Raw genomic sequence first — 22,597 nt, 5'->3', positions numbered from 1 at the left:
GGGGGTCTCATGGTCAGACCATGACGGTCACTCCACGACAGCAGCAAACCGACCATCCGGGCGACAAAGCGCGGCGAGCACTGCGTTCGCCGACCGGTGGCGCCATTCCGCACCCCGTCCTCGACATTGAGGTGGACGAGGAGGCTCAGCAGCGCCGCCGCGGCGTGGACTGGGTGGTCTTCGGCGTCACCGCGGCCCTGGCCGTCGCATTCCTGATCTGGGGCGGAGTCAGCACCGCCTCGCTGGCGTCGGCGTCCAGTACGGCGCTGGGCTGGGTGATGGACAACATCGGCTGGCTGTTCGTGACGACCGCCTCGGGCTTCGTGGTGTTCGTGCTGTGGCTGGCGCTCAGCCGGTTCGGCAACATCCCGCTCGGTCGCGACGACGAGGAACCGGAGTTCCGGACGATCTCGTGGATCGCGATGATGTTCAGCGCCGGGATGGGTATCGGCCTGATGTTCTACGGTGTGGCCGAACCCCTCACCCACTTCGTCACCCCGCCGCCCGGCACCGGCCCGGAGGGCAACGACCACGCGGCCCAGACCGCCATGGCCACCACGCTGTTCCATTGGACGCTGCATCCCTGGGCCATCTACGCGGTGGTCGGCCTGGCCATCGCCTACGGGGTGTATCGCAAGGGCCGTCTGCAACTGGTCAGCGCCGCCTTCGAACCGCTGCTCGGCGACCGGGTTCGAGGTGGCTGGGGCAAGGTCATCGACATGCTGGCGATCTTCGCCACCCTGTTCGGCTCGGCCGCGTCGCTGGGGCTCGGTGCCCTGCAGATCAGCAGCGGTCTGCAGATCGTCGCGGGCATCGGCGAGACCGGCAACGCCGTGTTGATCGGCATCATCACGGTGCTGACCATCGCCTTCGTGCTGTCGGCCGTGTCGGGTGTGGCCAAGGGCATCCAGTGGTTGTCCAACATCAACATGGTGTTGGCGGTCGTGCTGGCGCTGTTCGTGTTCGTGGTCGGGCCGACGGTGTTCATCCTCAACCTGATCCCGACGTCGCTGGGCAGTTACTTCCAGGAGCTGGCGATGATGTCCGCGCGCACCGGCGCCGAGGGCGGCGACGTCAATTCCTGGTTGCAGAGCTGGACCGTCTTCTACTGGGCGTGGTGGCTGTCCTGGACGCCGTTCGTCGGCATGTTCATCGCCCGGATCTCGCGGGGACGCACCATCCGTCAGTTCGTCGCCGGCGTGCTGCTGGTGCCCAGCGTGGTGTCGCTGATCTGGTTCTGCGTCTTCGGCGGCGCCGCGATCCGCGAACAGCAGTCCGGTGTCGATGTGGTCGGCGACGGCAGCAGCGAGGGTCAGCTGTTCGGGTTGCTGGGCCAGTATCCGCTGGCGACGGCGGCCAGCGTGCTGGTGATGGTGCTGGTCGCGATCTTCTTCGTATCCGGCGCCGACGCGGCCTCGATCGTCATGGGATCGCTGTCCGAGCGCGGCAACATCGAGCCGTCGCGGCGGGTCGTGGTGTTCTGGGGGGTCGCCACCGGTGCGGTCGCCGCGGTCATGTTGATCCTCGGTGGCTCCGATGCGCTCAACGGGCTGCAGACCGTCACCATCCTGGCGGCGGTGCCGTTCGTGGTGGTCATGATCGGGCTGTGCGTGTCGTTGGTGAAGGATCTCCGCCGCGATCCGCTCATGGTGCGCAAGCAGTACGCCTCCGAGGCGGTGAACGCCGCGGTGGTCGAGGGTGTGCAGCGCCACGGCGACGACTTCGTCATCGCGGTCGAGCGGGATCCCAAGGCCGACTGATCCGCCGACCGGGCCGCGTCGTCGCTAGTCTCGCGGGGTGCGCGTCTACATCCCGGTGACCCTGGCCATGCTGAGCAAGCTCGTCGCCGACGGGACGCTGCATGCGGTCAGCGGCACCGCGTTCGCCGTCACCCCCACCCTGCGCGAGGCCTACGCCGAAGGCGACGAGGAGGAACTCGCGGAGGTGGCGATGCGCGACGCCGCCCTGGCCTCGCTGCGGCTGCTGGCCGGCGGTCACGACACGGCCGACGGGGGTGCGGACCTGCCCCCGCGGCGTGCGGTTCTGGTGGCCGATTCGGCGGCGACGGTTCGGCCCGATCTCGACGACGCGGTGGTACGGCTCGCGGGTCCGGTCGCCTCGACTGAGGTCGTGGCCGTCTATGTCGACAACGCCGAAGCCGAGCCGGCCGTTCGGCGGGCCGTCGAGGCGGTCGACCTGGCCGATCTGGGCGACGAGGACGCCGAGTTGACCGTGGGGGACGCCCAGGACCACGATTTGGCGTGGTATGCGCCACAGGAGCTGCCGTTCCTGCTGGAACTGCTCTGATCACCTCTGGTGACGGTACCGTAAGTTACGGTACCGTAGGTTGCATGGCCAAGAACTCGATCAAGGTCTCGGCCAATGTCGCCGAGACCGTCCGCCCGAAGGTCGTCGCCGGACATCCCGCCCTGGCCGCGCTGCGTTCGCTGGCGGTCCGGGTGACGACGCCGCTGCTGCCGGACGACTATCTGCAGCTGGCGAATCCGCTGTGGTCGGCCCGCGAGCTCCGCGGCCGGGTGCTGGACGTGCGCCGCGAGACCGAGGACTCCGCCACGCTCGTCATCAAACCGGGTTGGGGGTTCTCCTTCGACTACCGGCCGGGTCAGTACATCGGCATCGGCCTGCTCATCGACGGCCGCTGGCGCTGGCGGTCGTATTCGCTGACGTCGAGCCCGGTGACCGGTGGGCGGACCATCACCATCACGGTCAAGGCCATGCCCGAGGGGTTCCTGTCGACGCACCTGGTCGGCGGCGTGAAACCGGGCACCATCGTGCGACTGGCCGCGCCGCAGGGCAACTTCGTGATGCCCGACCCCGCTCCGGCCACCATGCTCTTCCTCACCGGTGGCTCGGGCATCACCCCGGTGATGTCGATGTTGCGCACCCTGTCCCGCCGCGACCAGATCGGCGACATCGTGCACATCCACTCCGTGCCGACGCAGGCCGACGTGATGTTCGGTGCCGAGCTGGCCGAACTCGCGCGTACCCACCCCGGTTATCGGTTGCGGATGAGGACCACCCGCACCGAGGGTCGGCTCGACCTGGCGCGCCTGGCGGACGAGGTGCCCGATTGGCGTGACCGGCAGGTGTGGGCCTGCGGTCCGGAGGGCATGCTCGCCGACGCCGAGAAGAAGTGGGCCGAGGCGGGGATCCCCGACCATCTGCATCTGGAGCGGTTCGCGGCGGTGCGCACCGCCGTGCACGGGGCCGGCGGCACGGTTGAGTTCGCCCGTAGCGGCAAGACTGTGGAGGTGGACGCCGCGACGTCACTGATGGACGCCGGTGAGGGCGCCGGTATCCGGATGCCGTTCGGCTGTCGGATGGGTATCTGTCAGTCCTGCGTGGTGAGCCTGATCGATGGTCACGTCCGCGATCTGCGAACCGGGGTCGAACACGAGCCGGGTAACCGGATCCAGACCTGCGTCTCGGCCGCGTCGGGCGACTGCACGCTGGACGCCTGAGGTTTACTGGCTGGTAACCTACGGGTACGTAGGTTACGGTAGCGTAGGAAGCGAAGGGAGGCTGAAACCATGGCAGTCACAGACGTACCGGCATTCACCCATCTGACGAAAGCCGACATCGACGCGTTGGGCGCTGAGCTCGACGCGATTCGCCAGGACATCGAGGACTCCCGCGGCGAGCGCGATGCTCGCTACATCCGCCGTGCCATCGCCGCACAGCGGGCGATGGAGCTGGCCGGCCGGGTGATGCTGGCCGCGAGCTCGCGCCGCTCCGCGTGGTGGGCCGGCACCGCGACCCTGGGCGTGGCCAAGATCATCGAGAACATGGAGATCGGCCACAACGTTATGCACGGCCAGTGGGACTGGATGAACGATCCGGAGATCCACTCGTCGACCTGGGAGTGGGATAACGCGGGTGCGTCCAAGCACTGGCGCTTCACCCACAACTTCATGCATCACAAGTACACCAACATCCTCGGCATGGACGACGACGTGGGCTACGGGCTCATCCGCGTCACCCGGGACGCCAAGTGGAAGCCGTTCAACCTCGGCAATCTGCTGTACAACACCATCCTCATGCTCGGGTTCGAGTGGGGGATCGGCCTGCAGCACGTCGAACTCGGCAAGATCTTCAAAGGCCGGGACAACCGGGACGACTCCAAGATCCGGGCCCAGGAGTTCGCCAAGAAGGCGGGTACCCAGATCGCCAAGGACTACGTGGCGTGGCCGGCCCTGACGGCGCTGTCACCCGGTGCGACGTACCGGTCGACGCTGACGGCCAATGCGGTCGCCAACGTCATCCGCAACGTGTGGTCGAACGCGGTGATCTTCTGCGGTCACTTCCCCGACGGTGCCGAGAAGTTCACCAAGACCGACATGATCGGCGAGTCCAGGGGACAGTGGTATCTGCGCCAGATGCTCGGCAGCGCGAACTTCGAGGGCGGCTGGGTGCTGCGGTTCATGAGCGGCAACCTGTGCCATCAGATCGAACACCACCTGTATCCCGATCTGCCGAGCAACCGGCTGCACGAGATCTCGTTCCGGGTCAGGGAGGTCTGCGACAAATACGACCTGCCCTACACCACGGGTTCCTTCCTGCTGCAGTACGGCAAGGCCTGGCGCACCATCGCCAAGCTGTCGCTGCCGGACAAGTATCTGCGCGATACGGCCGACAACGCTCCGGAGACCCGCAGTGAGCGGATGTACGCCGAGCTGGAGCCGACCTTCGGTGTCGAGGATCCGATGACGGGACGCCGCCGCGGACTGCGCACGGCGATCGCCGAGGCGCGGGCGCGTCGGCGAGACAAGAAGGCCGCCAGGCAGCTGGTCCTCGATCAGGCCGCCTGAGCGGCCGGGAGCTGGACGAAACGGGCCTGCGGTGATCACCGCAGGCCCGTTTCGTGTTCGGTATCAGTCCGGGATGTAGTCGAACGTGTCCGGATTCGGTCCGGTTCGGCCGTCCTCACCCTTGTCGAGTGCGGTCAGCGCATCGGTGTCCGCGGTGCTCAGCTCGAAGTCGAACAGCGCGAAATTCTCTTCGATCCGCTTGGGCGTCACCGACTTCGGGAAGACGATGTCGCCGCGCTGGATGTGCCAGCGCAGCACCACCTGGGCCGGCGTCTTGCCGGTGGCCTCGGCGATGCGGGTGACCTCGGGATCGTCGAGGACCTTGCCCTGCGCGATCGGGGACCACGCCTCGGTCGCGATTCCGTGCTCGCTGCCGTAGGCACGCACGTCCTCGTTGACGAAATACGGGTGCACCTCGATCTGATTGACCGCGGGCACCGTTCCGGTCTCGCGGGCCAGCCGCTCCAGGTGCTCGACCTGGAAGTTGGAGACGCCGATGCTGCGGGCCCGGCCGTCCTTCGTGAACTCCTCGAGGGTCTTCCAGGTCGAGACGTAGTCGCCGTCGTAGAGCGTCGGCAGCGGCCAGTGGATGAGGAAGAGGTCGACGTAATCGAAGCCCAGCGCCTCCAGCGTGCCGTCGAAGGCGCGACGGGCATCGTCGGGTTTGTGGAACCCGTTGTTGAGTTTGCTGGTGATGAACACCTCCCCGCGGTCCAGCCCGCTGTTGCGGATGCCTTCGCCGACGCCGCGCTCGTTCTGGTACATCTCGGCGGTGTCGATATGCCGGTAGCCCAGGTCCAGTGCGGTCTTCACCGCGTCGGCGGTTTCGTTCGGGTCGATCTGATAGACGCCGAACCCCAGCTGCGGGATCTTCGCGCCGTCGTTCAGGGTGATGGTGGGAACCCTGCTGTCGCTGCTCAAAGTCGAGCCTCCTTCTCGTTCATGCCCCCCGGCGACGGAGTGCCCGCTGCCGGGGCGGTGCACACCCCGAGCGCCCCGCGCGTTAGGGCGGTGTCAGACCTTGCGCACGACCAGAAACGCCTGCGGTATCGCCTCGACGTCTTCCGGTCCGGCGGGGTCGGGTTCGCGCTGCAGCCGGGCCACCTCGGCGAAGCCGCCGGCGCGCAGCAGCTGCAGCACGTCGTCGGGCTCGCGGCGGTGATAGGTGAGCTCGACGCGGTGCCCCCACGCCTGCCGCAACTGGCGTGGGCGCCGCCCCACCTGGAACGCCAGCAGCAGGTGACCATGCGGCCGCAGCACCCGGTGAAACTCGGCGAACACCCGCGCCAGCATGTCGTCGGGGAGGTGGATCACCGAATACCACGCGCACAGTCCGTCGAATGCCGCCGAAGCATCGTCGAGTGCGGTCATGGAACCGGTGCGGAAGCGCAGGTGCAGATTGAGCCTGCGGGCCTGACCGATCATGCCCTCCGAGAGGTCGACACCGGTGACATCGCAGCCGTGCCCGGCCAGGATCGCGGTCGTGGGGCCGGTGCCGCAGCCCACGTCGAGGACCTGCCCACCGCCCACCAGGGCCGCGAACGCGCCGAGCATGGCCCGTTCGAACGGTTTGTCGTCGAGATAGTGGTGGAAGTGCCGGGCGTACTCGGCGGCCGCCACGTCGTAGCCGTGGCGGGTGCGCTCGAGGTGGTCGTCGCTCATGCCTCGTTGAGTGCCGCGAGCAGATGGCGGGCCGCCGCCACTCGGTTCGCCGCGGGGCCCGTCAGTTCGTCCAGGGCGCATTCCGGGTCCGCGGGCGGCCCCAGGTGCCCGCATCCGCGGGGACAGTCGGCGATGGCCTCGGCCAGGTCGGAGAACGCCAACAGCACATCGTCGGGTGCGATGTGGGCCAGCCCGAACGAGCGGATTCCCGGGGTGTCGATCACCCAGCCCGAGCCGGCCAACGGCAGGGCCACCGACTGGGTGGAGGTGTGCCGCCCCTTGCCCACGCCGCTCACCGTGCCGATGGCCCGGTCAGCCTGTGGCACAAGACGGTTCACCAGAGTCGACTTGCCGACACCGGAGTGGCCCAGCAGCACGGTCACTTTTCCGGCCAGGCGCGGACGCACATCGTCGAGCGGATCCTCGCGTCCGGCGGTGATCACGGTCAATTCCAGGCCGGCGAACTGGGCGACGAACGGATCGGCGGGCGCCAGATCGGATTTGGTCAGGCACAGCAGCGGTTCCAGGCCGCCGGCGTATGCCGCGATCAGCGCGCGCTCGACGAAGCCGGTGCGCGGCGGCGGGTCGGCCAGCGCGACGACGATCAGCAGCTGATCGGCATTGGCCACCACCACGCGTTCGGTCGGATCGGTGTCATCGGCGGTGCGGCGCAACACCGTTCGGCGTTCCCCGCGGCGCACGATGCGGGCCAGGGTGTCGGGACGCCCGGTGAGGTCACCCACCACGTCGACGTCATCGCCGACGACGATGGGGGTTCGACCGAGTTCGCGGGCGCGCATCGCGGTCACCACGTTGTCGTGGTCGCCGTCGAGCGCACAGCCCCACCGGCCCCGGTCCACGGTGACCACCATCGCGGCGCGGGCATCCGCGTGGTCGGGGCGGGTCTTGGTTCGCGGTCGGGAGCCCCGGCCCGGGCGTACCCGGACGTCGGACTCGTCGTACTCGCGAGGGCTCAAGCGCCGTCTCCGGGGACGGGGATGGTCTGTCCGGCGAGCATGTCGGCCCACAGCTGCGGGAAATCGGGCAGCGTCTTGGCCGTGGTTCCGATGTCCTCGACCTCCACGCCGGGCACCCGTAGCCCGACGATCGCGCCGGCCATGGCCATCCGGTGGTCGGCATAGGAGTGCCAGACCCCGCCGTGCAGCCCGGTGGCGGTGATCAGCAGACCGTCGTCGGTCTCCTCGCAGTTCCCGCCCAGGCCGTTGATCTCGGCCCGCAGGGCGGCCAGCCGGTCGGTCTCGTGGCCGCGCAGATGCGCGATGCCCGACAACCGCGACACCGAACCGGGGGTCGCCAGCGCTGCCAGCGCCGCTACCGCCGGGGTCAGCTCGCCGACGTCGTGCAGGTCGGTCTGGAAGCCGTCGTAGCGGCGGGTGCCCTGCACCTCGAGGTAGGTCTCGGAGCGGCGTACCACCGATTCGAGTTGTTCGAAGATCGCCAGGATCGCCCCGGCCGGCTGGGTGCTGACCGCGGGCCATCCGGTCACCCGCACCGCACCCCCGCTGACCACCGCCGCGGCCAGGAACGGCACGGCGTTGGACAGGTCGGGTTCGATGGTCCAGTGCCGCGCCGCGATCGCGCCGGGTTGCACGGTCCAGCGGTCGGCCGCACTGTCGTCGACCTGGACACCCGCGTCACGCAGCATCGCCACCGTCATCGCGACGTGCGGAGCCGACGGCACCGAGGTGCCGGTGTGCACGATCGTCAACCCCTCGGTGAAGGCGGCGCCCGAGAGCAGCAGGCCGGAGACGAACTGCGAGGACGCCGAGGCGTCGATCTGCACCGTCCCGCCGGTCACCGAACCGGTACCACGCACCCGGAACGGCAGCCTGTCGCCGTCGACGCTCACGCCCAGGCCCCGCAGTCCGTCCAACAGCGGGGCGATCGGCCGGGCCCGGGCCTGTTCATCGCCGTCGAACTCGACGGTCTCGGTGCTCAGCGCCGCGACGGGCGGCAGGAACCGCAGCACGGTGCCGGCCAGGCCGCAGTCGATGCGCACCTGCGGCGGCGGTGCCAACCGGCCGCTCACCCGCAGCTCGCTGTCCAGCGCGTCGACGCACTCCACCTCGATGCCCAGCGCACGCAGGGCGCCGATCATCAGGTCGGTGTCGCGGCTGCGCAGCGCCCCGGTGATCGTCGAGGGGCCTTGCGCGGTGGCCAGCGCGGCCAGCACGAGGGCCCGGTTGGTCTGAGACTTGGAGCCCGGGACGGTGACGGTCGCATGCACCGGGGTCGGCGTGGACGGGGCCGGCCAATTGGTCACGGACCCATCCTGCCTCACGCCCGGGTCGCGTCCGTGCGTGCCACTATCGACGGTATGTGCGGACGTTTCGCGGTCACCACCGATCCGGCCCTGCTGGCCGAGAAGATCCAAGCCATCGATGAGACCAATGCCGCCGCGGACGACCGCGGTCCCAACTACAACGTCGCCCCCACCACGACCATCACCACCCTCGTCACGAGGCACAGCGACCCCGACGACGAGGCCACCCGCCGGTTGCGATCGATGCGCTGGGGCCTGATCCCGCCGTGGACCAAGAGCGGCGCCGACGGCGCACCGGACAACAAGGGGCCGCTGCTGATCAATGCGCGCGCCGAGAAGGTGGCGTCCTCGCCGGCCTTCCGCGCCTCGGCCAAGAACAAGCGTTGTCTGGTGCCGATGGACGGCTGGTACGAGTGGCGTGCGAACCCAACTGACGGGGCGAAGAAAAAGCCCGCCAAGACGCCGTTCTTCATGTACGGCGCGGACGGCGAACCGCTGTTCATGGCCGGGCTGTGGTCGACGTGGCGGCCGAAAGATGCTCCGAAGGACGCACCGCCGCTGGTGAGCTGCACAATCATCACCACCGACGCCGCGGGCCCGCTCGCCGAGATCCACGACCGGATGCCGTTGACCATCAGCCGCGGCGACTGGGACCGCTGGCTGAATCCGGATGCGCCGGTCGACGAGGGTCTGCTGCGCGGGCACGGCGACCTCGACCGCATCGATGTCCGCGAGGTGTCGCGGTTGGTCAACAGTGTCCGCAACAACGGGCCCGAATTGATCGAACCGGCGCAGCCGGAGCCCGAGCAGGCCACCCTGCTGTGACCGGGCCTTTGCATTCCGGCGCGGTCGTCGACGCGCTGGGTACCGACCTGCGGTCGGCCGGATACACCACCGACGGCGTGGTGGCGCTGCTCGGAGCCGATGCGGACGCCGCGTTCAGCCGCGGCCTGTGGTGGGCGGCGCTGCGCGCGACCGACCGCGCGGCCCCGGAACAGCTCCGGCTGACGGTGCTGGTGCGGCTCTTCCTACTCGGCGCCGCGGAGACCCGCGACCGGGTCGCGGCGGCGCTGCCCGGTGTGCCGGTCGATGCGCTGATCGCCAACGAGGTCCTTCAGCCCGGCCCCGGAGGTGCCCTGAAGGCCGCCCTCGACATCCGCCCCCACAGCGACGGCGTACGCGATTTCCTCGTCGTCTCCGATCAGGACGCCGCGTTGAGCGCCGGGCCGCTTCGCCACGACCACGTCTTGGGGGTGGGTGGAGCGTCGGTGTCGCTGGCGCATGCGGTGATCCGCGCGCCGGTGCGGCGGGCGCTGGATCTCGGTACCGGGGGCGGCATCCAGGCGCTGCATCTCGACGGGCACTGTGCCGAGGTGGTCGGCACCGACGTCAACGAACGCGCGCTGGCGCTGGCGGCGGCGACGGCCCGGCTCAACGGGATGACCTGGGATCTGCGCCGCGGCAGCCTGTTCGAACCGGTCGCCGGGGAACGGTTCGACCTGATCGTGTCCAATCCGCCGTTCGTGGTCGGTACCGGCGCCCGCGACTACCTGTACCGGGATTCGGGCATGGCCGGCGACTCGGTGTGCCGCCGGCTCGTCGAGGAGGTGGGCGAGCACCTCGAGCCGGGCGGCACCGCCCAGATCATGGCGAACTGGATCGTGCGGCGTGACACCGACTGGCGCGAGCGGGTGCGGGGCTGGCTGGCCGACGGCGGGCTGCACGCCTGGGTGGTCCAGCGCGAGTTCGCCGACCCGGTCAACTACGTCTCGCTGTGGACCGCCGACGCGGGGGAGTCCGCCGAGCAGACCGCCGTGCGCGGTTCGCAGTGGCTGGACTGGTTCGACGATGAGCACATCGCCGGGATCGGCATGGGGATGATCAACCTGCGTGCGCCGGGCCGGGGTGAGCACCGGGCGCCCGAGCAGATCTTCGAGGAGATCACCGGGGCCGACGAGGCGCTGACCGGCCCGGAGATCGAGGCGTTCTTCACCCGCCGCGAATATCTCCACCGGATGACCGACGGCCGGCTGCTGGCCGCCCGACTGTCCACCGCCCCGGTGTTCCTGGAGGAGCATTCGTTGCCGGGACCCGACGGCTGGCAGACCGTCGGAGCCGCGGTGCGCCGCCCGGGAGGTCCGGCCGCGGTACTCGGTGTCGACGAGGTATCCCGTGCTCTGCTGGCCGGTTGCCGGGGCGAAGTCCCGCTGGGCACCCTGATCGACCTGCTGGCCGCCCACCACGGTGTCGAGGCCGATGCGCTCGCCGCTGCGGCGCTGCCCGTGGTGCGGGAGGCGATCGGCCGCGGAATCCTCTACGAAGCCGAGTGACCGGACCCTAATCCGACCCGGGGGCGGCTGGGCCCGAACCGAGCCCATGCTCGAGGAGGTCGAAGATGGCGTGCAGCGCCTTGCGCGGATCGGATTCGTCGCCGACGAACTGCGGGATCTCCAGGACATAGCGGGCCACCGCGCGAGCGGTGATGTCGCCGGGCGGCCGACCCAGTTCCGCCGCGATGGCCTCGGCCAGCGGGGCCTCGCAGCGGATCCAGAGCTTTCGTGAGTACTCCCGCAGAGCCGGGGTGGACATGATCAGTTCGGTCCGCCGGACGAACGCGCGCGTGGGCTTCTCCTCGAACGGTCCACGGCCGGCCATGAACTCTCGTAACGCGGTGAGCACCGATGTCTGCGGCGGCCGTCCATACACCGCGGCCAGCAGGCTCTCTCGCCGTTCCACGCCGTCGTCGAACATCACGGCCGGCTTCCCGTCGGGCACATGTTTGAACAACGTGGGAACTGAGACGTCGACCTCGTCGGCAATGTCCTTGACCGCCACGGCGTCATAACCGCGGGCCAGAAAGAGGCGCTCGGCCGCTTCGGCCAACGCCCGGCGCGTCTGCGCATTCTTGCGGGCGCGGCGGCCCGGCGCCTCAGTCACCGCCCCATCCTAACGAGCTGGCTCGAGTTGCTAAATGCACTTACTCGATCTAATAATTTAGTCACTAAACATTTGAGTCAGGAGTCTCCATGCCCGTCGGATCGACCGAACACCGCACCGTCCTCGTCGTGGGAGGCAGCCTCGTCGGCCTCTCGGCCGCGGTTTTCCTTGCCTCGCAGGGCGTCCCGACGACGCTCGTCGAGCGACATCGCGGCAGCGCGGCACACCCCCGTGCCATCGGCTACACCACTCGAACCATCGAGTTGTTCCGCGGCGTCGGAATCGAGCTACCGGCGAGCACGCAGAACGGACCACCGCGTCGCGCTCGCGTCGAAAGTCTTGCCGGACCATGGTTCGAGGAGTACCCGTGGTCACCCCCGGCGGCCACCGCGATGGCGACGGCCGACCACTCGCCGGTGCGTGCCAGTGCCATCGCCCAGGACGCGCTGGAGCCCATCCTGCGCGAACGTGCCCGCGCGCTCGGGGCCGATCTGCGGATGGGTTGCGAGCTGGTGTCTTTCGACGACTCCGGCGACGGCGTCGCGGCCGTCGTCCGCAGACGGCATGACGGCAGCGAATATCGCATCGATGCCGATTATCTGATCGCCGCCGACGGAGCCGACAGCGGGATCCGGCAAACGCTGGGCATCGGCCGCGCAGGACGGGGCCTGCTGTCCGTGCAGCGCAGCATCCTGTTCCGAGCGCCGGAGTTGGACAGCTATCTACGCCACGGCATCGTGCAATTCGAGATCGAACAACCCGGATTCGAGGCCTTTCTCACCACCTACTCCGACGGACGCTGGGTGCTGATGCTCAAAGACGACATCGACCGCACCGACGACGAGCAATGCGCCATCATCCGGCGCGCCACCGGAATCGACGATCTCGCAATCGAGTTGATCACCACGGGGCGTTGGGAGCTCTCGGCGCTCATCGCCGACCACTTCAGCTGCGGGAGAGTCTTTCTCGTCGGCGACGCCGCGCATCAGCTCCCGCCCAATCGCGGCGGCTACGGTGCCAACACCGGAATCGCCGATGCCCACAACCTCGCCTGGAAGATCGGCGCAGTGCACACCGGCCGCAGTGCGGCGGCGCTTTTGGACACCTACGACGTCGAGCGGCGGCCCGTCGCCTGGCTGCGTCACCAGCAGATCTTCGCCCGCGCTGACTACAAGGCCTACATCGACACCCCCACATCGGATGTCGAGATCATCGACGATGTCGCGATGGAACTCGGCCAGCTCTACCGCTGCCTCGCTCCGGCCGATCTGGCCGCGCACCTGCCCGACGCCCGCCGACCCGAAGAGTGGGCCGGCCAGCCGGGCACCCGGGCGCCACACGTGTGGATCGCCCCCGGCTGCTCGACGCTCGACCATTTCGGCCGAGGCTGGACTCTGGTCACCGGCTCCGACGCGTGGCGCAACGTCGTGCAGTCCGTTGCCGACCGGCTCGCAGTGCCCATCGAAACGCTCTGCTTCGCAGGCGAATCCACGCAGCACGACACCATCGTCACGGCCTATGATTTGGGTCCGGGCGGAGCCGTCCTGGTGCGGCCCGACGGTTACATCGCATGGCGCGCCGTGACGGCACCGGCCGACCGCGTGGCGGCGCTGACCGCCGCGATCAGCACCGCCGCGGCACTCCTACCGCGTCCCTCGACGAGCGACGATCGGGTGGCCATCGAAGCTCTCACCGCCCGGTACGCCGACGCGATCAACCGTGGCTGGGCCGGAAAGACGGTTCAGCCGAAGAGCATCCCGGAGATCTTCACACCGGACGGCGTCTTCCAGCACCCCGGCGCGGCTCCGACTGTCGGTGCCGCCGCGATCGCGGCAGCCCTACCGGCGGCCACGGCCTCGGTGCCCTTCGCCATGCACGCGTTCCTGAACCCCGTCCTCATCATCGACGACGACCATGCCCGCGGCCAGTGGCTGATGTGGGTCGCGGCCGACGACGGCGAGGATCCGCGGGCGGCATACCTCGGCGCCGAAATCGAGTACACCCGCACCCCGCTCGGCTGGCGGATCCGGTCGATCGTCATCGCACCCGGGATGCGATCGCCGGCTCGATGAGCGCGGATCGCGCAGGGGGCTGCGCTACGGCGCCGAATACCCCGGGGGATTGGCCGATTCCACCCAGAAGTCCACGCCGAGATCCGACCCCGGAATGCAGTCGTAGATCGATAGATCGGTGACGCCGGACTCCAGCAGCACGTCCTCGCACAGCAGAGTGTTGCCGGTATAGCTCGACGGTTTGGTCAGCACCGCGTACGCGGCGTCGGAGTAGACCTCGGGTTTACGGGAACGCGCCATCGACTCGTCTCCGCCGAGCAGATTCTGCACCGCGGCGGTGGCGACCATCGTGCGCGGCCACAGCGTGTTCGACGCGATACCCGCCTCCCGCATCTCCTCGGCCACGCCGAGCGCGCACAGGGTCATCCCGTACTTGGCCATCATGTACGGGGTGGGCTTGAGCCACTTGGACTCGAGGAGCAGCGGCGGCGAGAGCGTCAGAACGTGCGGATTGTCCCGGCCCTTCATGTGCGGGATGCACGCCTGGGTCACCGCATAGGTGCCGCGAACCTGGATCCCGTTCATGAGGTCGAAGCGTTTGAGCGGCACGTCCTCGATGGATCCGAGGTTGATCGCCGAAGCGTTGTTGACGCACATGTCGATGCCGCCGAACTGTTCGACGGCCTTGGCGACCGCGGCGGTCACCGAGTCGCCGTCGCGGATGTCGCCGACGATCGGCAGCGCCTGGCCGCCGGCCTCCTCGATCTCCTGGGCGGCGGTATAGATGGTGCCGGGCAGCTTGGGATGCGGTTCAGCCGTTTTGGCCACCAGCGCCACGTTGGCGCCGTCGGCGGCCACGCGTTTCGCGATAGCCAGCCCGATGCCCCGGCTGGCGCCGGAGATGAACATGGTTTTTCCGCTCAGGGACGTCTGTGCCATGACGTCACCCTAGGTGGCGCGGATGTCGGCGGTCACCGCCTCGGTCAACCGCACCAGGTCATCCGGCGCGACGGCGATCTCGAGGCCACGCCGGCCCGCGCTGCACAGCACCCGGTCCCAGGCCAGCGCCGACGCGTCGACCACGGTGGGCAGTCGCCTGCGCTGCCCGAGCGGCGAGATCCCGCCCAGCACGTACCCGGTGGACCGCTCGGCCGCGGTGCGCTCGGCCATGGCGGCCTTGGCGACACCGAGGGCCGCGGCTGCCGCCTTGAGCGACAGTTTGTCCGGCACCGGCAGCACCGCCACGGCCAGCCCCGTGGGCACCGCGATCACCAATGTCTTGAAGACCTGGGCGGCGACCACGCCGGCGCTGACCGACAGCTCGCCGACGGCTTCGTCACCGTAGGAGGCCACCCGGGGGTCGTGGTCGTACTGCAGGACCTCGTGCGGTACGCCCGCGGACACCAGGGCGGCGATGGCGGGGGTTGCTGCGCGGGCCACCGGCTCAGCGTAGGGGCGGGAACAAGTGGGCGCGTCGGCGCTGTTGTTGGACGTGTCCGGCGCTCGGCTGACGTGCGGCCGGGGAAGATGTCGGATCGACCTTTAGGATCGTGGGAGGGATTCGGGTGCCAACCGCCTGCCTGGAACGTCCGGTGGACATACCGGGTCTGCTCGGGGGCGCCTCGAAGGACGCCCCGACAGAAGGGACGGTATCGACCACGATGCCCGACATCAGGCCCGACAATCTGCCCGATACCGACGGATCGGCGGCTGCACCGGCAGAGACCGACGCCGAACTGACCGCACGCTTCGAGCGCGACGCGATTCCGCTGCTCGATCAGCTCTACGGCGGCGCGCTGCGGATGACGCGTAATCCCGCCGACGCCGAAGACCTGCTGCAAGAGACGATGGTGAAGGCCTACGCCGGCTTCCGGTCGTTCCGCGAGGGGACGAACCTCAAGGCCTGGCTGTACCGCATCCTGACCAACACCTACATCAACAGCTACCGCAAGAAGCAGCGGCAGCCGTCGGAGTATCCGACCGAGGAGATCACCGACTGGCAGCTCGCCGCCAACGCCGAGCATTCCTCGACGGGTCTGCGCTCGGCGGAGGTGGAGGCGCTCGAATCGCTACCGGACACCGAGATCAAGGCCGCCCTGCAGGCGTTGCCCGAGGAATTCCGGATGGCGGTGTACTACGCCGACGTCGAAGGGTTCCCGTACAAGGAGATCGCCGAGATCATGGACACGCCGATCGGCACCGTGATGTCGCGCCTGCACCGGGGGCGCAAGCAGCTTCGTGAACTGTTGGCCGATGTGGCCAGGGACCGCGGGTTCATCCGCGGCGCACAAGCCCCCGAGGAGGTTCCGTCATGAGCGACGAACGTTGGACGCCGCCGGTCGGTCCGGTCGATCCCGAACATCCCGAGTGCGCCTCGGTGATCGCCGAGGTGTGGACCCTGCTCGACGGGGAATGCACGCCCGAGACGCGTGACAAGCTCAAGCATCATCTCGAGGAGTGCCCGGCCTGCCTGCGCCATTACGGCGTCGAGGAGCGTGTCAAGCGCCTCATCGCGGCCAAGTGCAGTGGGGAGCGGGCTCCGGACAGGCTGCGTGAGCGGCTGCGCATCGAGATCAGCCGCACCACGATCATCCGGGGCGGCTGAGCGCCCCCTTGCAGCAAGACGCCCGCCTGATCCCCTCGGGGACGGCGGGCGAATTGTGTGCCTCGGTGGGCGGCGGTCAGCGCACTGACTTCGAACCGGCGTTGGGTCGCTTGCCGTGGTTCGCCTTCGAGTGCTTACGGTCGCGCTTCTTGCGGCCACGCTTGGCCATGACAGTTCCTCCGTACGGTCTTGGGTGTCTCCAGTCCGCATCCGGTGCAGACGGGTCCCCAGCATTGTCTCATGACGCGGCGAATGCTCCGGCCACGCGGGGTGTGGTTCGATAGAGACGCCGAACAGCAGAGAGTGGGGTGAAGATGGCCGAGGACGTTCGCGCCGAGATCGTGGCCAGTGTGCTCGAGGTCGTCGTCGCCGAGGGCGACCAGATCGGCGAGGGCGACACCCTGGTGCTGCTGGAGTCGATGAAGATGGAGATCCCGGTGCTGGCCGAGGTCGCCGGGACGGTGACCAAGGTCAACGTCTCCGAAGGCGACGTCATCCAGGCCGGCGACCTCATCGCAGTCATCTCCTAGCTCGGTCCACGGTTCACTCGCAGCCGGTGACATTCGATGTCCACCCTCGGTGACCTGCTCGCCGAGCACACCGTGCTGCCCGGCAACGCCGTCGACCACCTGCACGCGGTGGTCGGGGAGTGGCAGCTGATCGCCGATCTCTCGTTCGCCGACTATCTGATGTGGGTGCGCCGCGACGATGGCGTCCTGGTCTGCGTGGCGCAGGTGCGGCCGAACACCGCGCACACGGTCCTGCTCGCCGACTCCGTCGGCACGACGGCGATCGCCGAAACGATGCCGTTGGTCACCGCCGCCTTCGCCTCGGGCACCATCGGCCGCGAGGGACCCGCGCCGAACCCCGAGGCGCCCGGCCTCAACGTCGAGGCGGTCCCGGTCCGCTATCGCGACGCCGTCGTGGCGGTGCTGACCCACCAGACCGCGCTGGCCAGCAGGCGCACCGCCAGCCCGCTGGAGCACGCCTATCTGGACTGTGCCGGCGACCTGCTGCTGATGCTGTCCGAGGGCACGTTCCCCAACGTCGGGGATCTGGCCATGTCCCGGTCCAGCCCTCGGGTCGGCGACGGGTTCATCCGGCTCGACGGATCCGGCGACGTGGTCTTCGCCAGCCCGAACGCCATCTCGGCCTACCACCGGATGGGGCTCGCGGCGGAACTCGAGGGCCACAACCTCGTGTCGGTGACGCGGCCGCTGATGTCCGATCCGTTCGAGGCGCAGGAATTGGCCAACCACATCCGCGATTCGCTCGCCGGCGGATCGAGTATGCGCATGGAGGTCGACGCGGGGGGAGCGGCGGTGCTGCTGCGCACCCTGCCGCTGGTGGTGCACGGCAAGGCGGTCGGCGCCGCCGTGCTGATCCGCGATGTCACCGAGGTCAAACGTCGCGACCGCGCGCTGCTCAGCAAGGACGCGACCATCCGGGAGATCCATCACCGCGTCAAGAACAATCTGCAGACGGTCGCCGCGTTGCTGCGGCTTCAGGCGCGGCGCACCAACAACGCCGAGGGCCGCGAGGCGCTGATGGAGTCGGTGCGCCGGGTGTCCTCGATCGCTCAGGTGCACGACGCGCTGTCGATGTCGGTCGACGAGGAGGTCAATCTCGACGAGGTGGTGGACCGCATCCTGCCGATCATGAACGACGTCGCCAGTGTGGGCCCGCCGATCCGGATCAAGCGCGAAGGCGATCTGGGGGTGCTGGACGCCGATCGTGCCACCGCGCTGGTGATGGTGATCACCGAACTGGTCCAGAACGCGATCGAGCACGCCTTCGACGCCACCACCGCCCAGGGCGCGGTCACCATCCGCGCCGAGCGGTCGGCCCGCTGGCTCGACGTGGTCGTCCACGACGACGGCCGCGGGGTCCCGGCGGGGTTCAGTCTGGAGAAATCCGACCGGCTGGGACTGCAGATCGTCCGGACCCTGGTGTCGGCTGAACTCGACGGTTCACTGGGGTTGCACGAGGGCCCGACGGGCGGGACCGATGTGGTGCTGCGGGTCCCGATCGGCCGCAGCCGGTCCGGCCGGGTCGCGCAATGACCGATCATCCCCCCGACCGATCGAGCCCCGACGAGAAGACGGCCCCGGCGTTCGCCGGGGCCGTCTTCTGCGCACTGTCCTCAGACGATCAGACTCCGCTGCGCGCCTTGGTCCGCGCATTGCGCCGCTTGAGCGCGCGACGCTCGTCTTCGCTCATTCCGCCCCACACGCCGGCATCCTGACCGGACTCCAGCGCCCAGCTGAGGCACTCGGTGGTAACCGGGCATCGGTTGCAGACCAGCTTCGCGTCAGCGATCTGCGCGAGGGCCGGCCCGCTGTTTCCGACGGGGAAGAACAGCTCCGGATCCTCGTCGCGACAGACGGCCTTATGGCGCCAATCCATTTGATGTAACTCCTCTACTTTGTGCGCAGCGAAGCGCACGAGCTTTTGTTCGGCTGTTAACGCGTGCACCCGAAATGTTTCTGCACTGTTGCATCCGATGTTTTCACAGGCTCGACGGATGTCAAGGGAACCGCGTTAACACGTGTGCAACGTCACTTCGAACGGCGTTATCCGGGCCATTACCCCGATGTACTACACTCAAACCCACTTACGCCCTTATCCGGGCCGCCGGACGGAATCCGCCGAGCTCACAGGGTTTTCGAAGGTGGCGCGACCACCGCGAGGGCATCGGGTACCGAAGTGAACGTCATCGTTTCGCGCAGCCCGACGTAGTCCCCGTCGATCTGGCAGGCCACCGGCACCGCCGAGGTCACCCGCACCCACGCGAGGTCGTCGTCGCGCACCAGATGGCGGGCCACGGGGTTGGGTTTGCGAGCGAACATCTGCCGGGTCAGACGCAGGTTCGCCCAGGCGTTCATGCTCGTCGTCGCGAATAGCCCGAGACCGGATTCGAAGGTGGTTCCCGGATTCGTCCAGATCGGCCGCGAATTGGCGTATGTCCAGGGGCTCGAATTCGACACGAACGCGAAATGGACGCCACTGACGGGGTCGCGCTCAGGCAGGTGCAGGGTCAGGGTCGGCTCTTTGCGCACGCTGGCCAGCACCTCCCGCACCGCAACGCGGATGTAGCGCGACGCGGTCACCGTGCGGCCCTTGGCCCGTTGCGCCTCGACGGCGGCCACCACGTCCCCGTCAACCCCCAGACCGGCCGTGAACACCGCCCACCGCTCGCCGCAGTCCATCAGGCCGATACGCCGCCAGGACCCGCCCCGCCGGTAGGCACCGAGCAGGTCGACGAGCTGATTGGTCGCCTCCATCGGGTCGGGGCTGATGCCCAGGGCGCGGGCGAAGACGTTGGCCGAACCGCCCGGAACGACACCGACGGCGGGCGCGGCGCCGTCGCGTCCGCGTTCGGTGAGCACACCGTTGACGACCTCGTTCACCGTGCCGTCGCCACCGTGGACGATGAGTACGTCGACGTCGTCGGCGGCCGACTCCCGGGCGATCTCGATGGCGTGACCGCGGTGATCGGTGTGCACGACGCGCAGGTCCACCCGGCTCTCCAGCGCGTGCGCCAGTAGGTCGCGCCCGGCCGCGGTGGTCGACGTGGCGTTCGGATTCACGATCAGCACGGCCCGCACGAGGCAAGAGCCTAACGGCGGGCATCTAGTCTCGACAGCGTGACCGCTCCCACCCCTCCCGCCCGGTGACCGTCCCCGCGCCGACCGTTGTCCGCCAGGCCGCCGTGCTCGTCCTTCTGGAAGGGGCTGCCGGCCTGGTGGCCGCCGTCGTGCTGGTGGTGCGCGGGCTGGCCGGCGCCGACCAGCACATCGTCAGCGGCTTCGGCACGGCGGTCTGGTTCACGCTGATCGGCGGCGGGGTCTTCGCCGCCGGCTGGGCGTTGTGGACCGGCCGGCGCTGGGGGCGCGGGATCGCGGTCTTCGCGCAGCTGCTGCTGTTACCCGTGACCTGGTATGTGGCGGTCGGTTCGCACCAGTGGTTCTACGGCATCCCGGTCGCGGTGGTGGCTCTGGTCGCGTTGTTGTTGCTGTTCAGTCCGGCGACGCTGCAATGGCTGGCGGCCGACGGCGCTCAGGACTCGGCCAGCGCCGACAATTCCGGGCCGGACACCCGGTAGGTGATCCAGTCGGTCTGCGGCTTACCGCCGACGCCGTCGTAGAGGCCGATGGCGTTGACGTTCCAGTCCAGCACCGCCCAGCTGAGTCGGCTGTAGCCGTTCTCGACGCACTCGCGGGCCAGCGTCGCCAGCAGGCGCCGCGCGAGACCGCGACGACGGAACTGCGGGCGGACGAACAGATCCTCCAGATAGATCCCGGCCACACCGTCCCACGTCGAGAAGGTGTAGAACCACAGCGCCCCAGCGGCCACCTGGCCGTCGACCTCGACGATGTGCCCGTACACCGTGGGCCCGTCGCCGAACAACGCCTCGCGCAACTGATCCGCGGTCAGCGTGCATTCTTCGGCGGCGCGTTCGAACTCGGCGAGTTCGTGCACCATCGCGGTCAGCTCGCCTTCGTCGCCGGGGCCGGCCCGGCGGATCTCGACGGTCGTCTCGTCGGTCATGGCGTCACCCCCAGGGCGGACAGGATCGTGGTGAATTTGGTTGTGGTCTCGGCGACTTCGTCGTCCGGGTCGGATTCGGCGACGATGCCGCCGCCGGAGTGCACGTCGGCGTGCCGCCGATCGGCCGACAGCTGGGCGCAGCGGATCGAAACCACCCACCGGCCGTCGCCGGCGGAATCGCACCAGCCGACCGCGCCCGCGTAGAAGCCGCGATCACCCTCCAGCCGGTCGATCAGCGCGGTGGCCGCATCCACCGGCACCCCGCCCACCGCCGGTGTCGGATGCAGGGCGATGGCGAGATCCAGTGCGCTGGTTGAACTCTCGCGGACACGCGCGGTGATCGGGGTGCTCAGGTGCCAGACGGCGCCGGTGCGGCTGAGCTGTGGCTGGGCGGGGATCTGCAGGTCGACGCACAGTGGATCGAGCGCGGCGCGGATCTGGTCGATCACCACGGCGTGCTCGTGCCGGTTCTTGGCGGAATCGGCCAACGCGGCGCCGCTCGCGCGGTCGGCGTCGGGGTCGGCGAAGCGCGGCGCGGAGCCCGCGAACGGCCGGCAGGTCACCACCTCACCGCGACGCGCCACCAGCAGTTCCGGGCTGGCGCCCAGGAGTCCGGCGCCGGCGTAGCGGCCGCCCGCCGCGGAGAGGTCGGCGAAGTAGACGTTGGCGTGCGGATCGGCGGCGGCCAGCCGCCCCAGCACGGTGGGCACATCGATCGCGCCGTCGGCGGCCAGCCGTAGTGCCCTCGCCAGCACCACCTTCTGCAGCTCCCCGGCCGGGTCGTTGAGGGTGCGCACCGCGCTCGCCACGCGGGACCGGTGCACGTCCGGGGCGGGCAGCGTCCCGACGACGGCGACCGCCGGCAACGGGACGGCCGGCCAGTCCGGTAGCGCGTCGAGGGTGCGCACCGACTGCGGACGCCACAGCGCGGCGGGGCGGATCTTGTCGAACGGCAGGGCGCCGACGATGATCGGGGCGACGCCGTCGGCCAGCGCGGCGCGGGCACCCGCGATGTCCGGGTAGGCGGTGTGCGTCCCCTCGCCGATCAGCACCCCGTCGGCGCCGGTGAGGACGAACGACGGCTCGGCGCTCACCTGGGCTTACACGAATCGCCGTGGCCGGTCAGGCCCTGCGCGATCACCTGGCGGACCGCATGTTCGAAACCGAGGACCGCGATCGACGCGGGCGCCATTGCGAAGCGGATGCCGTTGGGCACCGGCTGCTCGACCCACCGCGCGATGACCGAGCGTGAGAAGTGCGCATGCCCGACGAACACCACGTCGCGCTCCTGCATGTGATGCAGCGCCAGCGCGACGGCGCCATCGGCCCGTTCGGTGACCGCGGCGACGCTCTCCCCGCCGGCGGCGCCGTGCGTCCAGATCAACCAGTCGGGCACGGTCTGACGGATCTGTGGGGTCGTCAGGCCCTCGTAGCGTCCGTAATCCCACTCCTGCAGCAACGGGGTCACTTCGTCGACGGTCAGGCCGGCCAGTTCGGCCGTGCGGAGCGCCCGCCGCATCGGGCTGCTGAGCACGAACGGGTTGTCCAACTCCAGTTCGCCGAGTGCCTGGGCGGCGAGCTGGGCCCGCTCCTCTCCGGTTCGGGTCAGCTCGAGGTCGGTGCGGCCGGTGTGCTGCCCGCTCTTCGACCACTCCGTTTCGCCATGCCGCAACAGCACCAGTCGATGCTTCAGGACGCTCACGCCCACCGATTGTGC

Annotated in this window: 25 protein-coding genes; 12 read left to right on the top strand and 13 right to left on the bottom strand. The window is 69.1% G+C overall.

Annotation, left to right across the window (positions count from 1 at the left end):
- Positions 1-20: 20 nt before the first annotated feature.
- The 4 genes from ACN27E_RS10965 to ACN27E_RS10950 all read left to right on the top strand — a co-directional run bounded on the left by ACN27E_RS10965 (position 21) and on the right by ACN27E_RS10950 (position 4,829).
- Positions 21-1,760 (top strand): BCCT family transporter, encoded by a 1,740-nt coding sequence (locus ACN27E_RS10965; protein ID WP_422748994.1) that lies wholly within the window; start codon positions 21-23, stop codon positions 1,758-1,760.
- A gap of 37 nt (positions 1,761-1,797) precedes the next feature.
- Positions 1,798-2,307: a DUF6912 family protein gene (locus ACN27E_RS10960; RefSeq protein WP_422748992.1), complete on the top strand. Its 510-nt coding sequence runs from the start codon at positions 1,798-1,800 to the stop codon at positions 2,305-2,307.
- Positions 2,308-2,351: 44 nt separating this feature from the next.
- Positions 2,352-3,482, top strand: a complete 1,131-nt coding sequence (locus tag ACN27E_RS10955; RefSeq protein WP_422748991.1) for a ferredoxin reductase — start codon at positions 2,352-2,354, stop codon at positions 3,480-3,482.
- Between the two features lie 69 nt (positions 3,483-3,551).
- Positions 3,552-4,829, top strand: coding sequence for a fatty acid desaturase family protein (locus ACN27E_RS10950; protein WP_422748990.1), 1,278 nt, complete (start codon positions 3,552-3,554; stop codon positions 4,827-4,829).
- Positions 4,830-4,892: 63 nt separating this feature from the next.
- On the opposite strand, the gene ACN27E_RS10945 is transcribed toward ACN27E_RS10950, so the two are convergent.
- The 4 genes from ACN27E_RS10945 to aroA form a co-directional block, all read right to left on the bottom strand.
- Positions 4,893-5,750: an aldo/keto reductase gene (locus ACN27E_RS10945; RefSeq protein WP_422748988.1), complete on the bottom strand. Its 858-nt coding sequence runs from the start codon at positions 5,748-5,750 to the stop codon at positions 4,893-4,895.
- Between the two features lie 93 nt (positions 5,751-5,843).
- The gene (locus ACN27E_RS10940; RefSeq protein ID WP_422748986.1) at positions 5,844-6,491 is read right to left on the bottom strand and encodes a class I SAM-dependent methyltransferase; all 648 of its coding nucleotides are present in this window, start codon (positions 6,489-6,491) and stop codon (positions 5,844-5,846) included.
- Entirely contained in the window at positions 6,488-7,468 is a 981-nt protein-coding gene (gene rsgA / locus ACN27E_RS10935) for a ribosome small subunit-dependent GTPase A (protein WP_422748985.1), read from the bottom strand. Before rsgA ends, ACN27E_RS10940 begins: the two co-directional genes overlap by 4 nt.
- Positions 7,465-8,775, bottom strand: coding sequence for a 3-phosphoshikimate 1-carboxyvinyltransferase (gene aroA, locus ACN27E_RS10930; RefSeq protein WP_422748983.1), 1,311 nt, complete (start codon positions 8,773-8,775; stop codon positions 7,465-7,467). The genes rsgA and aroA overlap by 4 nt, the downstream gene beginning before the upstream one ends.
- Before the next feature lie 54 nt (positions 8,776-8,829).
- Between aroA and ACN27E_RS10925 the strand changes: the two genes are divergently transcribed.
- Together ACN27E_RS10925 and ACN27E_RS10920 are read left to right on the top strand one after the other, a co-directional pair.
- A complete protein-coding gene (locus tag ACN27E_RS10925) occupies positions 8,830-9,600 on the top strand; it encodes an SOS response-associated peptidase (RefSeq protein WP_422748981.1) in 771 nt (256 codons plus the stop codon).
- Positions 9,597-11,105 carry a DUF7059 domain-containing protein gene (locus ACN27E_RS10920; protein ID WP_422748979.1) on the top strand — a complete coding sequence of 503 codons (1,509 nt, stop codon included), beginning with the start codon at positions 9,597-9,599 and terminating at the stop codon, positions 11,103-11,105. The genes ACN27E_RS10925 and ACN27E_RS10920 overlap by 4 nt, the downstream gene beginning before the upstream one ends.
- Positions 11,106-11,112: 7 nt before the next feature.
- Here the strand turns inward: ACN27E_RS10920 and ACN27E_RS10915 are convergent, their stop codons facing one another.
- Positions 11,113-11,712, bottom strand: a complete 600-nt coding sequence (locus ACN27E_RS10915; protein ID WP_422748977.1) for a TetR/AcrR family transcriptional regulator — start codon at positions 11,710-11,712, stop codon at positions 11,113-11,115.
- 89 nt (positions 11,713-11,801) lie between these two features.
- Here ACN27E_RS10915 and ACN27E_RS10910 point away from each other — a divergent pair, with 89 nt between their 5' ends.
- On the top strand, positions 11,802-13,784 hold the full coding sequence (locus ACN27E_RS10910) for an FAD-dependent monooxygenase (protein ID WP_422748975.1): 1,983 nt from the start codon (positions 11,802-11,804) through the stop codon (positions 13,782-13,784).
- 24 nt (positions 13,785-13,808) lie between these two features.
- Here ACN27E_RS10910 and ACN27E_RS10905 read toward each other — a convergent pair whose 3' ends face one another.
- Both ACN27E_RS10905 and ACN27E_RS10900 read right to left on the bottom strand, forming a co-directional pair.
- Positions 13,809-14,663 (bottom strand): SDR family oxidoreductase, encoded by an 855-nt coding sequence (locus tag ACN27E_RS10905; RefSeq protein ID WP_422748973.1) that lies wholly within the window; start codon positions 14,661-14,663, stop codon positions 13,809-13,811.
- Positions 14,664-14,672: 9 nt separating this feature from the next.
- The gene (locus tag ACN27E_RS10900; protein ID WP_422748972.1) at positions 14,673-15,164 is read right to left on the bottom strand and encodes a YbaK/EbsC family protein; all 492 of its coding nucleotides are present in this window, start codon (positions 15,162-15,164) and stop codon (positions 14,673-14,675) included.
- 221 nt (positions 15,165-15,385) lie between these two features.
- Here ACN27E_RS10900 and ACN27E_RS10895 point away from each other — a divergent pair, with 221 nt between their 5' ends.
- Complete coding sequence (locus ACN27E_RS10895) at positions 15,386-16,039, top strand: sigma-70 family RNA polymerase sigma factor (protein WP_422748970.1); 654 nt, start codon at positions 15,386-15,388, stop codon at positions 16,037-16,039.
- Positions 16,036-16,329 carry a mycothiol system anti-sigma-R factor gene (gene rsrA, locus ACN27E_RS10890; protein WP_422748968.1) on the top strand — a complete coding sequence of 98 codons (294 nt, stop codon included), beginning with the start codon at positions 16,036-16,038 and terminating at the stop codon, positions 16,327-16,329. Before ACN27E_RS10895 ends, rsrA begins: the two co-directional genes overlap by 4 nt.
- Before the next feature lie 76 nt (positions 16,330-16,405).
- Here the strand turns inward: rsrA and ACN27E_RS10885 are convergent, their stop codons facing one another.
- Positions 16,406-16,498: a 50S ribosomal protein bL37 gene (locus ACN27E_RS10885; RefSeq protein ID WP_003882799.1), complete on the bottom strand. Its 93-nt coding sequence runs from the start codon at positions 16,496-16,498 to the stop codon at positions 16,406-16,408.
- Positions 16,499-16,643: 145 nt separating this feature from the next.
- On the opposite strand from ACN27E_RS10885, the gene ACN27E_RS10880 reads away from it, so the two are divergent.
- Positions 16,644-16,859 carry a biotin/lipoyl-binding carrier protein gene (locus ACN27E_RS10880; RefSeq protein ID WP_422748965.1) on the top strand — a complete coding sequence of 72 codons (216 nt, stop codon included), beginning with the start codon at positions 16,644-16,646 and terminating at the stop codon, positions 16,857-16,859.
- Between the two features lie 36 nt (positions 16,860-16,895).
- Positions 16,896-18,392, top strand: coding sequence for a sensor histidine kinase (locus ACN27E_RS10875; protein WP_422748963.1), 1,497 nt, complete (start codon positions 16,896-16,898; stop codon positions 18,390-18,392).
- An 88-nt stretch (positions 18,393-18,480) separates the two neighbouring features.
- Here ACN27E_RS10875 and whiB1 read toward each other — a convergent pair whose 3' ends face one another.
- Together whiB1 and ACN27E_RS10865 are read right to left on the bottom strand one after the other, a co-directional pair.
- Positions 18,481-18,735: a transcriptional regulator WhiB1 gene (gene whiB1, locus ACN27E_RS10870; protein ID WP_011558794.1), complete on the bottom strand. Its 255-nt coding sequence runs from the start codon at positions 18,733-18,735 to the stop codon at positions 18,481-18,483.
- A gap of 248 nt (positions 18,736-18,983) precedes the next feature.
- On the bottom strand, positions 18,984-19,937 hold the full coding sequence (locus ACN27E_RS10865; RefSeq protein ID WP_422748960.1) for a diacylglycerol/lipid kinase family protein: 954 nt from the start codon (positions 19,935-19,937) through the stop codon (positions 18,984-18,986).
- A 65-nt stretch (positions 19,938-20,002) separates the two neighbouring features.
- On the opposite strand from ACN27E_RS10865, the gene ACN27E_RS10860 reads away from it, so the two are divergent.
- Positions 20,003-20,434, top strand: a complete 432-nt coding sequence (locus ACN27E_RS10860; RefSeq protein WP_422748958.1) for a hypothetical protein — start codon at positions 20,003-20,005, stop codon at positions 20,432-20,434.
- On the opposite strand, the gene ACN27E_RS10855 is transcribed toward ACN27E_RS10860, so the two are convergent.
- From ACN27E_RS10855 to ACN27E_RS10845, 3 genes are read right to left on the bottom strand one after another with little or no spacing between them, the layout of a single operon-like run.
- Positions 20,389-20,880, bottom strand: coding sequence for a GNAT family N-acetyltransferase (locus ACN27E_RS10855; RefSeq protein WP_422748956.1), 492 nt, complete (start codon positions 20,878-20,880; stop codon positions 20,389-20,391). The genes ACN27E_RS10860 and ACN27E_RS10855 overlap by 46 nt on opposite strands.
- Positions 20,877-21,974 carry an isochorismate synthase gene (locus ACN27E_RS10850; RefSeq protein ID WP_422748954.1) on the bottom strand — a complete coding sequence of 366 codons (1,098 nt, stop codon included), beginning with the start codon at positions 21,972-21,974 and terminating at the stop codon, positions 20,877-20,879. The genes ACN27E_RS10855 and ACN27E_RS10850 overlap by 4 nt, the downstream gene beginning before the upstream one ends.
- Complete coding sequence (locus tag ACN27E_RS10845; RefSeq protein WP_422748952.1) at positions 21,971-22,582, bottom strand: acid phosphatase; 612 nt, start codon at positions 22,580-22,582, stop codon at positions 21,971-21,973. The genes ACN27E_RS10850 and ACN27E_RS10845 overlap by 4 nt, the downstream gene beginning before the upstream one ends.
- Positions 22,583-22,597 lie beyond the last annotated feature (15 nt).

Origin of the sequence: Mycobacterium sp. WMMD1722, assembly GCF_049315205.1 — a bacterium.
GTDB lineage: Bacteria > Actinomycetota > Actinomycetes > Mycobacteriales > Mycobacteriaceae > Mycobacterium.
Note: the sequence above shows the minus strand (reverse complement) of the source record. Positions and strands in the feature narration are given on the sequence as shown.